Below are 12,264 nucleotides of genomic sequence, written 5' to 3'. Positions count from 1 at the left end.
GTGCTCCTCGGATGAGCGGGTGCGCGTATGTACAGCAGGACCGGGCCCCAATCCTAGTCGGCCGGGGCCCGGCCCTCTCCATGAGGTACGCCATGCAGGCTCAGCTCAGCAGCTGGCTCTGCAGCATCACCGTCTGCTGGAACGGCACGGCCTGCGCGCTGCCCTTGCGGGACTGCACGATCAGGGCGAGGGTGTCGCCGGCCGTGAGGTACGCCTGTCGCTCGTTCGTGGCGCCGTACGGCTTCGCCTCGGTGTACACGTAGTGCTGTACGTCCTCGATCGTCGCCTTCTCCGGGAAGCCCTCGTCGATGTGCACCTCGGAGGCGCCCCGCACCATGTACCGCGGGGAGTCGAAGCCGAAGATGTCCTCCTGGATGCCGTCCACGACGGCCGCCGTATTGAACTGGAGCAGGTAGATCCGCGTGTGCGTGCCGTCCTCGGTGGTCCAGCCACGCGCCGCCACGTGCCGCAGTCCGTTGTCGGTCAGCAGTTGGCCGAACTCCTCGCGGTCGTCCGACACCGGGTACTCCGCGAGGAAGTCCTTCGTCTTCAGCCAGCCGTCCTCGCCGCGCAGCGCCTGGTCGGCCTTGGCCCCCTTGGGAGCCGGGAGGAGCAGCGCGCGCAGGTCGGCGTAGTGGGCGCCGGCCAGGTTCTCCGCGGCGGAGAAGGCGGGGCTGCCGGAGGGCAGCGGGGGCTTGCTGATCTCCGGGTAGTCCCAGCGCCCGTCCGACTCGGTCGCGAGACCGGGCACGTCGGTGCGCTCCATCCGCGTGATGCCGTACGCCGCCGACGTACCGACCGCCGCGAAGACCACGACGGCGGCGGTCCAGCGGAGGACGGCGCGCAGGACTCGGCGGTCCTTCTTGACGGGGACGGCGGGGTCGGCCGGGTTGGCCGGGTCGACGGGTTCGACGGGGGCTTCCAGTACGTCTGCGTGATCCGTCTGCTCGCTCACGACCATGTGCTCCGTCTGCTCGCTCATACCGCCTCCCCGGGCTCTGCGATGCGGTCGAGCTGCTCACTCAGCAGGGTTACGACGCTTACGGAATCCACCGGCTTGACCGCGTGCGCGGTGAGGCTGACCAGCACCTCGCCCTGGTAGGCGGAGCAGACCATCGTGTCGATCTTCTCGTCCCCGCTCTTGGGGTTCAGGAAGCACTTGGCCTTCTTGTAGCCCCGGATGTCCGGACCCTTGCGGAAGATCTTGAGGGCGTCGAGGAACTCGTTCTGGAACGTGGCGATGCCCTTGACCGCGTCCCTGTCCCCCATCTGGGAGAGCACGATGTCGACAGTGACGTTGCCGCCCGCGTTCAGCGTGCTGACGTAGCTGCGCATCGCCATGCCCTTGATGTGCTGCTTGTCGATCTGCTTCTCCAGCCGGCGCCGCTGCGAGCGGGGCAGCCCGCGCAGGGACTCCTTGCGCAGCGCGGTGGCCTGCCGCCCGCTGAGCTCGGTGTCGGAGCCGAACTCGGCGATGTCCGGGCCCCGGTTCCAGCCGTCGGGGCCGAACGGCACGAGCGTGCCGCGCAGCCCGGCGGGGTCCTTCGCCTTCTTGGCGTCGGCGGCGGCCTTCGGGAATCGCCAGCTGGGCGCGCCCGCGTCACGGTCGGCGTCCTTGACGGTCACGACGGTGTAGCCGGTACCTCCGATGACGGCACCGAGCAGGACGACGGAGCAGACGACGGCGGCGATACGGCCGCGCCGCAGTCGCTTCTTCTTCTTCGGTGCGGCCGTATCGGGCTCGGGTGCGGCTTCCGACGCGAGATCCGGTACAGCGTCCGGCACGAGCTCCGGTACGGGCTCGGGTACGGCGTCCGGTACGGGCTGGTTGTTCTGTTGCTCGCTCACAGCCGCCCCATCTGCCGCTCGGCCAGGTCCATGATCGTCTTCTTGGGGATCGGCTTGCTGTCGAAGATCCAGATCTCCATGGCGATGTCGCCGCGGTAGGCGTGCGCCTGGGCCTGGTACATCGGCAGGTAGCCGGGCTTCGTGTCAGGCCTGGTGTCGACGTACGCCATGCCCTCGCCCGTGCCCGGGATGGCCCAGCTGCGGGTGCCGGTGACCTTCCAACTGTGGATCGACTCGGCGGCGGCGAGGTCCTCCTCCTGGCGGTACTGCACGAGCCGGATCTCGACGGTGTACGCGTCGCCCCTGCTCCAGCCGGTGACGGCCGCGCGCCGGAACTCGTCGTCCAGGCGGCCGCTGAAGATGTCGCCCGGCTTCGTGTACTCCTCCGAGTACGCGGCGACGTCCATCCAGCCGTCGTCGCCCGTCGAGTACTCCTGCGTCCCCCTGGGCCGTTTGATCAGCAGCCTGCGCAGGTCGCCGTCGACCTTCACCTTGCGGTCCTGCGCGGCCGACAGCGGCTCGGGGCCGTCGCCCTTGGCCTGCTTGACCACGGACTGCGAGAGGGACGGCAGCTTGGTGGGCTCGCGGTCGGCCTGCACCAGAAAGCCGGCGCACGTACCGGCGACGAGCCCCAGCACGGCGGCGCCGGCGATCAGCAGCGTCGTACGACCGCGCCGCCGGGGCTTCGGTACCTCAGGCGACCCGACCTCTTCGGGTCTTTCAGGCCATTCGGGGCCTTCGGATACTTCCGAGACTTCCAAGACGTCCCCCCACAGAACGTGAAGCGCGGATTCCGTATCCGCGCGCACAGGAGACCCATGGATGACACATGGGGTTGCACGCGCGTTGGTTACGATTCGGACTACCGTTCGGGGCATACGATTCGGGCATGGCGAAGAAGCTCGTGATCAAGGTGACTGCGGGGGCCGACGCCCCCGAGAGGTGCTCCCAGGCGTTCACGGTCGCGGCGGTGGCCGTGGCCAGCGGTGTCGACGTCTCCCTCTGGCTGACCGGCGAGTCCGCGTGGTTCGCGCTGCCGGGCCGCGCCGCCGAGTTCGAGCTGCCGCACGCGGCCCCGCTCCCCGACCTGATCGACTCGATCCTGGCCGCCGGCCGCATCACCCTGTGCACCCAGTGCGCGGCCCGCCGCGACATCACGGAGAAGGACGTCCTCGACGGCGTACGCATCGCGGGCGCGCAGGTGTTCGTGCAGGAAGCGCTGGCGGACGAGACCCAGGCACTCGTCTACTGACACCGAACTCGTCCACCGGCACCGCCCCGGGGCGAGCCGCCCGGCGGGACGGCTACGGGCGCCGCTTCTTCCCGTCCAGCTCGTCCCACCACTCGTCGGACTTCCGGTCGCCGGACGGGTCGTCCCACCAGCGGTCCTCGGGACCGCGCCGGTTGGCGACCATCGCGGCGAGCGGCGGAATCACCATCGCCACCACGCACATCCCGACGGCCACCGGGATCGACCAGATGCGCACGACTCCCCAGGCCAGGACGAAGAGTCCGATGCACGTCCCCATCATGGCGAAGTAAACGTGTCGCCTTCGCGCGTACATACGTCCAGCGTATGCCGGACAGAGCCGAAGGGCCGCACCCCGATCCGGTAAGCGTCCAACCCCCGGGGGTGCGGCCCTTCAGCCGTTCATGGCGTACGGCCGTCACACCGTACGAGCTGCCGAGCTTCCGTCAGACGGCGATCGCGACCTCCGAGAGGCCGCCCGTCTGGGCGACGACCGTACGGTCCGCGGTGCCACCGGGGACCAGGGCACGGACGGTCCAGGTGCCTTCGGCCGCGTAGAAGCGGAACTGGCCCGTGGCGGAGGTGGGGACCTCCGCGGTGAACTCGCCGGTCGAGTCCAGGAGACGGACGTAGCCCGTCACCGGCTCGCCGTCGCGGGTCACCTGACCCTGGATGGTGGTCTCACCGGGCTTGATCGTCGAGGCGTCGGGGCCGCCGGCCTTCGCTCCACACATGTTCGTTTCCGTCCTTCAGGCCTTGCTTTCGCGGATGTCGAGGATTACTTGTTGGCGCCGAGCTCGATCGGGACGCCGACCAGGGAGCCGTACTCGGTCCAGGAGCCGTCGTAGTTCTTGACGTTCTCCACGCCGAGCAGCTCGTGCAGCACGAACCAGGTGAGCGCGGAACGCTCACCGATACGGCAGTAGGCGATGGTGTCCTTGGCGAGGTCGACCTGCTCCTCGGCGTAGAGCTCCTTGAGCTCGTCGTCCGACTTGAAGGTGCCGTCGTCGTTGGCGTTCTTCGACCACGGGATGTTGCGGGCGGACGGGACGTGGCCCGGACGCTGCGACTGCTCCTGCGGAAGGTGCGCCGGGGCGAGCAGCTTGCCGCTGAACTCGTCGGGCGAGCGCACGTCGACCAGGTTCTGCGAGCCGATGGCCGCCACGACGTCGTCGCGGAAGGCGCGGATCGCGGTGTTCTGCGCCTTCGCCTTGTAGTCGGTGGCGGGGCGGGTGGGCACCTCGGCGACCAGGTCGCGGGAGTCGAGCTCCCACTTCTTGCGGCCGCCGTCGAGGAGCTTCACGTTCTCGTGGCCGTACAGCTTGAAGTACCAGTAGGCGTACGAGGCGAACCAGTTGTTGTTGCCGCCGTACAGGACGACGAGGGTGTCGTTGCCGATGCCCTTGGCCGAGAGGAGCTTCTCGAAGCCCTCCTGGTCGATGAAGTCACGGCGGACCGGGTCCTGGAGGTCCTTCGTCCAGTCGATCCGGATCGCGTTGGTGATGTGGTTCTTCTCGTAGGCGGACGTGTCCTCGTCGACCTCGACGATGGCCACGCTGGGGTCGTCCAGGTGCTCCTGGACCCAGTCGGCGTCTACCAGGACGTCGCTGCGGCTCATGCTCGTTCTCCTCCGGGGCAGTTGCGGCGGGGTGGTGCGTCAGAGAGGGGTGCGCGCTCATGCCTGGAAACGGCGTACGCGGCGCACGAGGGCCCTGGCAATGGGGCCGGGGAACGCGGAAGTCTGCGCTTCCGCTCAGAAGGAGCGACAGAGCATGGCGGCGACGCGGCACAGGTCTACTGCCCGCCGCTTCGTGAGATCCGCCTGTCGCTTCATGCCGTCGATCGTAGGGACGGACAGGCGGCCATGTCACCGGTGTGTCGTATTGTGAGATGCGATCGTCCGCAATGCGAGACCTGGAAGCCCTCGGGGCAGTCCGCACCGGGGTTCCGGGGCGTTGTATCCGCCGTCACACCTGCGGGACGGACGGGAGCGTCTCGCCTTTCGGACGCCCGTCCACCGAACAGAACACCGGCAGAACTACCGGGCTACCGGGCTACCGGGCTACCGGGCTACCGGGCTACCGGGCTACCGGGCTACCGGGCTACCGGCAGAACTACCCGACCAGCTTGACGTCCGAACCCTTCACCGTGATCTCGACGCCGTTCTGAGCCGCCTCGACCTTGTCGATCTGGATGCCGCCGGGCAGTTGGTCGATCTTCTGCTGGAAGTCGGTGATCGCGCGGATCTTGCCCTCGGCGAGTTCGACGCCCAGCTTGGGCAGCGAGTCGGCGTGCACCTTGACCGTGTCGCCGTCGACGCTGACCGAGCTGAGCACGGAGACCGGCTGGGGGAGCTTCGTGCCGAGCACGGTCGCCTCGACCTTGACCTTGATCTTGCCGTTGCCGCCGTCGGAGAGGCCCACCACCTCGGCGGTGACACCAGGGCCGACCTGGACGGGCTCGGACCTGGCGGCCTTGAGCAGCTCGTCGTAGGCGATGCTCGCGGTGCCGCTGGCGCTGTTGGCGGTGGCGGAGCTGTAGTCGCCGTTGAAGACGACGCCGTGCATCTCGGCGCTCAGGTCGTCTATGCGGATCTTGGCGGTCGCGGCGCTGGTGCCGCCCGTGGCCGCCTCGTAGGTCTTGATGCCGATCTTCACGTCGTCGAGCTCGCCGCCGGCCACCTGCGTGAGGAACGGGAAGCCGTCGATGGACACGTCCGGGGTGGCGGACAGGCCCTCGGTGGTCCTGATCTTGTCCGCGGCCTTGTCCTCGGCGAAACCGACCGCCACGCGGTCCGCGATCACGAACAGACCGCCCAGGATGACGACGACGATCAGAGTTATTCGCAGTGCGCGCATGCTCGGTGTTCCCCCACCTCGGCCGGATCTCACGTCCCGACGACCTGAGTGGCCGTCTCGCGCGAGACTAACCCTGGCGGGGGCTTTGGCCGGAGGGTTACGGGGAGTTGTCGATCACCTGTGACAGGCGGTCGTCCCATCGGACGGGACTACCCGAGCGCCCTGCCCAGCAGGTAGACCGCCGGAGCCGCCGCCGCCAAGGGCAGCGCCACCCCCGCCGTGAAGTGCACGAAACGGGACGGGTAGTCGTAGCTGGCGACCCGGTGGCCGATGAGGGCGCAGACGCCCGCGCCGAGGCCCAGGAACGCGCCCTGGGTGCCGAGGTCCGTCATCCCGCCCGCCGCGATACCGGCGCCCGTGGCGGCCAGCAGTGCGACGACCACCGAGGCCGGCATCGGCAGGGGCAGTGCGCGGGCGAGGATCGCGACGGCGACCGCGGCGCCGCCCACCGTGACGGCGTCGGGGTCGGCGGCGAGGTGCCCGGTCGCGACGATCGCCAGTGCCGCCGAGGCGACGGTCGCCATCAGGCCGGACATCCGGGTGTCCGCGTCGGCGTGGCTGCGCAGTTGCAGGACGAGGGTGAGCAGGACCCAGACGCCGAGCGTGCCGAGGATCGCGGCGGGCGCGTCCTCGCGGCCCGCAGCGAGCAGCGCCACGTCCGCGGTGAGCGCGCCCGCGAACGCCAGCGCGATGCCCTGCCGGGCGGGCCACATCCCGTTCAGCCGGAACCATCCGGCCGCCGTCACGGCCTGCAGCAGGACCAGCGGTACGGCGAGCGCGTACTCCCCGATCGGGGCCGTCACCGCGAGCAGCAGGCCGAGCACCGCGGTCAGGGCCGCAGGCTGGATCCCGGGCTCGATGATCGGCGACCGGCCCTCGGCGCGGGCCCGCTGGGCATCGGTGATGCGCTGGTTGCCGGTGGTGGTGGCGGGGCCGTAGCCGGGGCCGTCGTCGGCGCCTTGGGCAGTCGTTCCGGTGGGGCGGGACGGGTGGGCAAGGCCACCGTCGCCGGGTGCCTGATAGGCAGCGGGTGTGTGCTCGGGCGTCCACTGAGGCACCGGTGCCTCGTCAGGAACAGGGTGCCCCGCAGCCCCGTACGCCGAAGAGTCCCCGTACCCCGAAGACTCCCCGTACGCCGACGGCTCCGCGTACCCCTGCGGAGGCAGGTACGCCGTGTCAGCGGCGGCCGCGGGCTGCTGCACGTGGGTCTGCGTCTCCCAGGTCTGCCCCTCCCACTGCTGCGTGTACTGGTGCTGCTGGGAGGCGTCGTCGTAACCCTGGTGCGGCGGCTGCCCGGGCCACCCCGGCTCCTGAGGCTGCTGCTGCTGGTACGGCGGCTGCTGCTGCGGCTGCTGTTGCTGGTAGGGCTGCTGATACGGGTCGTAGCCCTCGTATCCGCCGGACCCCTCGTACCCGTCGTACGGCTGCTGGTTGCTCATCGTCTCGCTCACCCTCCTGCGAACGGCGGGAGCACCTCGACCGTGCCGCCCTCGGCCAGCCGTACCGTCTCATGTCCGCGGGTCCCCACGGGGTCACCGTCGATGAGGAACGAGCATCGCCGCAGGACGCGGACGAGCTCGCCGGGGTGTCGCCCGCGGGCGGTGTCGAGCGCCTCGGCGAGCGTGCTCGCGTCGTACGGCTCCTCGGCGACGCCTGCCGCGGCCTTGGCGGCGGCCCAGTAGCGCACTGTGCCCTTTGCCATCTCGTTCCTCATTCAGTGGTTGCTGTGAACACCGCCAGGCTAGCTCGCGTGGGCCGCCGCCCAGCCGCCGATGCGGGCGAGCAGTTCGTCGTCCGTCGCGTTCTCCGCGTGCCCCATGCCGTGCTCCAGCCAGAGTTCGGCGTGCCCGTCGGCCGCGGCGGCCAGCATCCGCGGGTGGTCGACGGGGAAGTAGCCGTCCTGGTCGCCGTGGACGATGAGCAGCGGGGTCGGGGCGATGCGCGGGACGGACTCGACGGGCGAGAGCGGCACCGGGTCCCACTCGCGGTGGTGGATGCGGGTGCGCAGGCCGTAGCGGCCGACGGCACGGCCCACCGGGCGGGTTACCAGCCAGTGCAGGCGCCGCATAGGGGCCGTGCCCCGGTAGTACCAGCGGGCTGGGGCACTCACCGAAACCACCGCGTCCGGATGCGCCTCCGTGCGCCCCTCGCGCTCCTGCCCCGCGGGGCCGTGCAGGGCGGCATGACGCAGCACCACCGAGCCACCCATGGAGAAGCCGACGGTGGCCACGCGCGCGTGCCCGAGTTCGCGGGCCCAGGCCACGGCGGCCGCCAGGTCGAGCACCTCCCGGTCACCCACCGTCGAGGCGCCGCCGGAGGCCCCGTGGCCACGGAAGGAGAATGTGACCACCGCCGCAAACTGCGCGAACGCAGCTGCCGCGCGGCGTACGTGCGGGCGTTCGAGATCACCGGTGAATCCGTGCGCGACGACGATCACGAGGTCATGGGAAGGCCCGGTTCCGGGGTCGTAGGCCGCGTCGATCGTGACGCCGTCGACCGTCCGAAGAAACGTCCGAATCGGGGCCCTGCGGCCCGTCTCAGTAAGTGGACCATTCAAAGATCCCATCGCTTGACCTGCCGGACCTGAGCTCATGTGGGCTATTCTGCTGGGCAGAGGACTCGGGCAACGTAGCCCCCGGGTCCTTTTGTGCTTTCTGAAGCGTTGTATACGAAGCGGGAAACCGCAGGTGTACGAAGGTGGGGAATGCATAGCGGATCCCAGGGCGCGGGAGCCGCGAGTACGAAGCAGTGCCGCAAACGTCCTCGCAGGGACCGAGGAGGAACCGACGTTATGGGCGAGCGAAACGTGCACGACCGTAGGACGACCCAGGCAGGTGGGGCGCGATGAGTTCTCTGCTGCTCCTGACCAATGCCCTTCAGCCGTCGACGGAGGTGCTTCCCGCCCTCGGCCTGCTGCTGCACAACGTGCGCGTGGCTCCGGCTGAAGGCCCCGCACTCGTCGACACCCCAGGTGCCGACGTCATCCTGATCGACGGCCGCCGCGACCTCCCGCAGGTGCGCAGCCTCTGCCAGCTGCTGCGGTCCACCGGCCCCGGCTGTCCGCTCATCCTCGTCGTCACCGAGGGCGGCCTCGCGGCCGTCACCGCCGACTGGGGCATCGACGACGTACTCCTCGACACCGCTGGTCCGGCCGAGGTGGAGGCCCGTCTGCGGCTCGCCATGGGCCGCCAGCAGATCGTCAACGACGACTCCCCCATGGAGATCCGCAACGGCGACCTGTCGGTCGACGAGGCGACGTACTCCGCGAAGCTCAAGGGCCGCGTCCTCGACCTCACCTTCAAGGAGTTCGAGCTCCTGAAGTACCTCGCGCAGCACCCGGGCCGCGTCTTCACCCGCGCCCAGCTGCTCCAGGAGGTCTGGGGCTACGACTACTTCGGCGGCACCCGAACGGTCGACGTCCACGTACGACGGCTGCGAGCGAAGCTCGGGCCCGAGCACGAGTCGCTCATCGGGACCGTCCGGAACGTCGGTTATCGATTCGTTACGCCGGAGAAGGTGGACCGCGCCGCGGACGAGGCGAAGGCCAAGGCGGCCCAGCCAAAGCCGGATGTTGCGGACGAGACGGCGCACCTGGACGCCGTCGAGGTCACAGCGGAGTCATAGCAAGCCCGCCGTACGCCCTGCCCAGGGGCGGTCCATCCGCGTAGACTCCGCGCGTGGCCAAGGTGACTCGGGATGATGTAGCGCGACTGGCAGGGACGTCGACTGCCGTCGTCAGCTATGTCATCAACAACGGACCCCGGCCGGTTGCCCCGGCCACGCGCGAGCGTGTTCTCGCCGCGATCAAGGAACTGGGGTACCGGCCAGACCGAGTCGCCCAGGCCATGGCCTCGCGGAAGACCGAGCTCATAGGCCTGATCGTGCCCGACGCACGCCAGCCCTTCTTCGGGGAGATGGCGCACGCGGTCGAACAGGCCGCCGCCGAGCGCGGAAAAATGGTGCTGGTCGGCAACTCGGACTACATCGCGGAGCGCGAGGTCCACTATCTGCGGGCCTTCCTCGGCATGCGGGTCTCCGGGCTGATCCTGGTCAGCCATGCCCTCAATGACAACGCTGCCGCGGAGATCGAGGCCTGGGACGCCCGGGTCGTGCTGCTGCACGAGCGCCCCGAGGCGATCGACGACGTCGCCGTCGTCACGGACGACATCGGCGGCGCCCAGCTCGCCACCCGCCACCTCATCGAGCACGGCCACGAGTACGTGGCCTGTCTCGGCGGTACGGCCGACACCCCCTCCGTCGGCGACCCGGTCTCCGACCACGTCGAGGGCTGGCGGCGCGCGATGCAGGAGGCCGGCATCTCCACCGAGGGCCGCCTCTTCGAAGCCCCGTACAACCGTTACGACGCCTACCAGGTCGGCCTTCAGCTGCTGGCCGGGCCCGACCGCCCGCCGGCCATCTTCTGCTCCACCGACGACCAGGCGATCGGCGTGCTGCGGGCCGCCCGCGAGCTGCGCATCGACGTCCCGGGCGAGCTGGCGGTCGCCGGCTTCGACGACGTCAAGGAAGCCGCGCTCACCGACCCGCCGCTGACCACGATCGGCACCGACCGCTCGGGGATGGCCCGCGCGGCCGTCGACCTCGTCCTCGACGACGGCCTCAGGGTCGCCGGATCGCGGCGCGAGCGCCTGAAGCAGTTCCCCTCGCGGCTCGTCGTGCGCCGGTCCTGCGGCTGCGGCTGATCACTCCGCGCGCCCTTGTTCTACGGGGCTCGGGCGTCTTTATATCGGGCATACGAGCTTCTGTCGGGCTTCTCAGGGGGCACTCAGGAAGCTCTCATGATCGGGCGACAGGCTCTTTTCCATGACCGAGAGCTTCCGCCGCAGCGGCGAGTACGAGCACCCCCAGGGTCCCGACCAGCAGTCGGCGTACCCCCAGCAGCAGCACGCCTCCTCCCCCGTGAACCCGGAGTGGCCGCCCCCGCCGTCGTACGAGCCGGCCCAGCCGTCGTACGAGCCGGCCCAGCAGCAGGCCGCTCCGCCGCAGACGCCGACGCAGGCTTCAGCCGGTGGTTACGGCGGCGGGCAGGACGGCGGCTACGGCGGCGGTACGGCTCTCCCCGGCGCGGCCCCCGTCCCCATGGACCCCGCCGCAGCCGGTCTCGCTCCCGCTCCGAAGAAGCGCGTCCGGGGTCCGCTCGCCCTGCTCGCCGCCGTCGCGATCGCGGCGGCCGCGGTGGGCGGCGGTACCGCGTACGCCTTCCAGGAGCTGACCGCCAAGGACACCTCCTCCAGCTCCACCAGCACGAGCGTGGTGGCCGCCAGCAAGAAGGGCACCGTCGCCGGCGTCGCCGCGGCGGTCAGCCCGAGCATCGTCGAGATCAGCGCGACCTCGAACTCGGGTTCGTCGACCGGCTCCGGCGTGATCATCACGACCGGCGGCGAGATCATCACCAACAACCACGTCGTCTCCGGCGCCTCCTCCATCAAGGTGCAGCTGAGCAACGGCAAGTCGTACACCGCGAAGGTCGTCGGCACCGACAGCAAGAAGGACCTCGCGCTCATCAAGCTGGAGAACGCGCCGTCCGGCCTCACCGCGGCCACGCTCGGCAACTCCGACGGCGTCAAGGTCGGCGACGAGGTCGTCGCGATCGGCTCCCCCGAGGGCCTGACGGGCACCGTCACCAGCGGCATCGTCTCGGCACTCGACCGCGACGTCACCGTCTCGACCGACGAGAGCCAGGGTCAGGAGCAGCAGCAGGGCGGCGGCAACAGCGGCCAGTGGCCGTTCGAGTACGGCGGCCGGCAGTTCAACGGCGACACCGGTTCCTCGACGACCACGTACAAGGCGCTCCAGACCGACGCCTCCCTCAACCCCGGCAACTCCGGCGGCGCGCTCATCGACATGAACGGCAACATCGTCGGTATCAACTCCGCGATGTACTCGGCCAGTTCGGACTCCTCCAGCGCGGGCAGCGCCGGTCTCGGCTTCGCCATCCCGATCAACACGGTGAAGGCCGACCTGGACACCCTGCGGTCCGGCGGCTCGGACAGCTAGATCTCCCTGGCCCCCTTCTACGACCTCAGGAGGTCGACATGACCAACAAGCTGATCAAGAGCGTCACGCACACCGCCGTCGGCGGCGACCCGGCCGGGTTCGGCCTGGCTCTGGAGGTGGCCCGCGAGCTGCACGCGCCGGTGGCGCGGGCTCCCGAGGTGGCCACGACGGCTGCCGCCCGCTCCTCCCGCCGGTCCCCGGCCCGCCGCCGTACCGTCGTACGAGGCTGATCCGTACGAGGTTGATCCCTGACTGAACGGCCCGGAAACGTGCGAGGCTGAAAGCGCCCCGTAC

General features: G+C 70.0%; 16 protein-coding genes. 5 read left to right on the top strand and 11 right to left on the bottom strand.

The annotated features are described in order from the left end of the window. Nucleotides 1–100: 100 nt before the first annotated feature. The 3 genes from AB5J56_RS24450 to AB5J56_RS24440 are packed head-to-tail and all read right to left on the bottom strand — an operon-like array spanning nucleotide 101 to nucleotide 2,609. The gene (locus AB5J56_RS24450) at nucleotides 101–982 is read right to left on the bottom strand and encodes a hypothetical protein (protein WP_369234945.1); all 882 of its coding nucleotides are present in this window, start codon (nucleotides 980–982) and stop codon (nucleotides 101–103) included. Continuing rightward, a complete protein-coding gene (locus tag AB5J56_RS24445; RefSeq protein WP_369234943.1) occupies nucleotides 979–1,848 on the bottom strand; it encodes a hypothetical protein in 870 nt (289 codons plus the stop codon). The genes AB5J56_RS24450 and AB5J56_RS24445 overlap by 4 nt, the downstream gene beginning before the upstream one ends. After that, nucleotides 1,845–2,609, bottom strand: coding sequence for a hypothetical protein (locus AB5J56_RS24440; protein WP_369234941.1), 765 nt, complete (start codon nucleotides 2,607–2,609; stop codon nucleotides 1,845–1,847). The genes AB5J56_RS24445 and AB5J56_RS24440 overlap by 4 nt, the downstream gene beginning before the upstream one ends. Before the next feature lie 128 nt (nucleotides 2,610–2,737). Between AB5J56_RS24440 and AB5J56_RS24435 the strand changes: the two genes are divergently transcribed. Continuing rightward, nucleotides 2,738–3,100: a DsrE family protein gene (locus AB5J56_RS24435; RefSeq protein ID WP_369234939.1), complete on the top strand. Its 363-nt coding sequence runs from the start codon at nucleotides 2,738–2,740 to the stop codon at nucleotides 3,098–3,100. Between the two features lie 52 nt (nucleotides 3,101–3,152). Here AB5J56_RS24435 and AB5J56_RS24430 read toward each other — a convergent pair whose 3' ends face one another. From AB5J56_RS24430 to AB5J56_RS24395, 8 genes are all read right to left on the bottom strand, one after another. Next, entirely contained in the window at nucleotides 3,153–3,413 is a 261-nt protein-coding gene (locus tag AB5J56_RS24430) for a DUF3099 domain-containing protein (protein WP_369234937.1), read from the bottom strand. 130 nt (nucleotides 3,414–3,543) lie between these two features. Beyond that, entirely contained in the window at nucleotides 3,544–3,831 is a 288-nt protein-coding gene (locus AB5J56_RS24425; protein ID WP_003953525.1) for a DUF1416 domain-containing protein, read from the bottom strand. Nucleotides 3,832–3,875: 44 nt separating this feature from the next. Beyond that, nucleotides 3,876–4,715 carry a sulfurtransferase gene (locus AB5J56_RS24420; RefSeq protein WP_356142529.1) on the bottom strand — a complete coding sequence of 280 codons (840 nt, stop codon included), beginning with the start codon at nucleotides 4,713–4,715 and terminating at the stop codon, nucleotides 3,876–3,878. 135 nt (nucleotides 4,716–4,850) lie between these two features. Further along, entirely contained in the window at nucleotides 4,851–4,931 is an 81-nt protein-coding gene (locus AB5J56_RS24415) for a putative leader peptide (protein WP_351515640.1), read from the bottom strand. 280 nt (nucleotides 4,932–5,211) lie between these two features. Beyond that, nucleotides 5,212–5,955 carry a DUF2993 domain-containing protein gene (locus AB5J56_RS24410; protein WP_369234934.1) on the bottom strand — a complete coding sequence of 248 codons (744 nt, stop codon included), beginning with the start codon at nucleotides 5,953–5,955 and terminating at the stop codon, nucleotides 5,212–5,214. 149 nt (nucleotides 5,956–6,104) lie between these two features. After that, nucleotides 6,105–7,394, bottom strand: a complete 1,290-nt coding sequence (locus AB5J56_RS24405; protein WP_369234932.1) for a hypothetical protein — start codon at nucleotides 7,392–7,394, stop codon at nucleotides 6,105–6,107. 8 nt (nucleotides 7,395–7,402) lie between these two features. After that, complete coding sequence (locus AB5J56_RS24400) at nucleotides 7,403–7,657, bottom strand: MoaD/ThiS family protein (RefSeq protein WP_369234930.1); 255 nt, start codon at nucleotides 7,655–7,657, stop codon at nucleotides 7,403–7,405. Between the two features lie 39 nt (nucleotides 7,658–7,696). After that, a complete protein-coding gene (locus AB5J56_RS24395; RefSeq protein WP_369234928.1) occupies nucleotides 7,697–8,548 on the bottom strand; it encodes an alpha/beta hydrolase in 852 nt (283 codons plus the stop codon). 251 nt (nucleotides 8,549–8,799) lie between these two features. Here AB5J56_RS24395 and AB5J56_RS24390 point away from each other — a divergent pair, with 251 nt between their 5' ends. The 4 genes from AB5J56_RS24390 (at nucleotide 8,800) to AB5J56_RS24375 (ending at nucleotide 12,200) form a co-directional block, all read left to right on the top strand. Beyond that, nucleotides 8,800–9,579, top strand: a complete 780-nt coding sequence (locus AB5J56_RS24390; RefSeq protein ID WP_369234926.1) for a response regulator transcription factor — start codon at nucleotides 8,800–8,802, stop codon at nucleotides 9,577–9,579. A 53-nt stretch (nucleotides 9,580–9,632) separates the two neighbouring features. After that, nucleotides 9,633–10,655 (top strand): LacI family DNA-binding transcriptional regulator, encoded by a 1,023-nt coding sequence (locus tag AB5J56_RS24385; protein WP_369234924.1) that lies wholly within the window; start codon nucleotides 9,633–9,635, stop codon nucleotides 10,653–10,655. 121 nt (nucleotides 10,656–10,776) lie between these two features. Beyond that, on the top strand, nucleotides 10,777–11,970 hold the full coding sequence (locus AB5J56_RS24380) for a S1C family serine protease (RefSeq protein ID WP_369234922.1): 1,194 nt from the start codon (nucleotides 10,777–10,779) through the stop codon (nucleotides 11,968–11,970). Nucleotides 11,971–12,008: 38 nt separating this feature from the next. Beyond that, a complete protein-coding gene (locus AB5J56_RS24375) occupies nucleotides 12,009–12,200 on the top strand; it encodes a hypothetical protein (protein WP_369234920.1) in 192 nt (63 codons plus the stop codon). Nucleotides 12,201–12,264: the final 64 nt, after the last annotated feature.

Origin of the sequence: Streptomyces sp. R21, from assembly GCF_041051975.1 — a bacterium.
Lineage (GTDB): Bacteria > Actinomycetota > Actinomycetes > Streptomycetales > Streptomycetaceae > Streptomyces.
Note: the sequence above shows the minus strand (reverse complement) of the source record. Positions and strands in the feature narration are given on the sequence as shown.

What these genes read in the sequence shown, in the direction of transcription:
- AB5J56_RS24410 (WP_369234934.1), bottom strand. Translation starts at nt 5,955, where the DNA reads ATGCGCGCACTGCGAATAACTCTGATCGTCGTCGTCATCCTGGGCGGT.
- AB5J56_RS24450 (WP_369234945.1), bottom strand. Translation starts at nt 982, where the DNA reads ATGAGCGAGCAGACGGAGCACATGGTCGTGAGCGAGCAGACGGATCAC.
- AB5J56_RS24375 (WP_369234920.1), top strand. Translation starts at nt 12,009, where the DNA reads ATGACCAACAAGCTGATCAAGAGCGTCACGCACACCGCCGTCGGCGGC.
- AB5J56_RS24400 (WP_369234930.1), bottom strand. Translation starts at nt 7,657, where the DNA reads ATGGCAAAGGGCACAGTGCGCTACTGGGCCGCCGCCAAGGCCGCGGCA.
- AB5J56_RS24405 (WP_369234932.1), bottom strand. Translation starts at nt 7,394, where the DNA reads ATGAGCAACCAGCAGCCGTACGACGGGTACGAGGGGTCCGGCGGATAC.
- AB5J56_RS24390 (WP_369234926.1), top strand. Translation starts at nt 8,800, where the DNA reads ATGAGTTCTCTGCTGCTCCTGACCAATGCCCTTCAGCCGTCGACGGAG.
- AB5J56_RS24430 (WP_369234937.1), bottom strand. Translation starts at nt 3,413, where the DNA reads ATGTACGCGCGAAGGCGACACGTTTACTTCGCCATGATGGGGACGTGC.
- AB5J56_RS24380 (WP_369234922.1), top strand. Translation starts at nt 10,777, where the DNA reads ATGACCGAGAGCTTCCGCCGCAGCGGCGAGTACGAGCACCCCCAGGGT.
- AB5J56_RS24425 (WP_003953525.1), bottom strand. Translation starts at nt 3,831, where the DNA reads ATGTGTGGAGCGAAGGCCGGCGGCCCCGACGCCTCGACGATCAAGCCC.
- AB5J56_RS24435 (WP_369234939.1), top strand. Translation starts at nt 2,738, where the DNA reads ATGGCGAAGAAGCTCGTGATCAAGGTGACTGCGGGGGCCGACGCCCCC.
- AB5J56_RS24420 (WP_356142529.1), bottom strand. Translation starts at nt 4,715, where the DNA reads ATGAGCCGCAGCGACGTCCTGGTAGACGCCGACTGGGTCCAGGAGCAC.
- AB5J56_RS24395 (WP_369234928.1), bottom strand. Translation starts at nt 8,548, where the DNA reads ATGAGCTCAGGTCCGGCAGGTCAAGCGATGGGATCTTTGAATGGTCCA.
- AB5J56_RS24415 (WP_351515640.1), bottom strand. Translation starts at nt 4,931, where the DNA reads ATGAAGCGACAGGCGGATCTCACGAAGCGGCGGGCAGTAGACCTGTGC.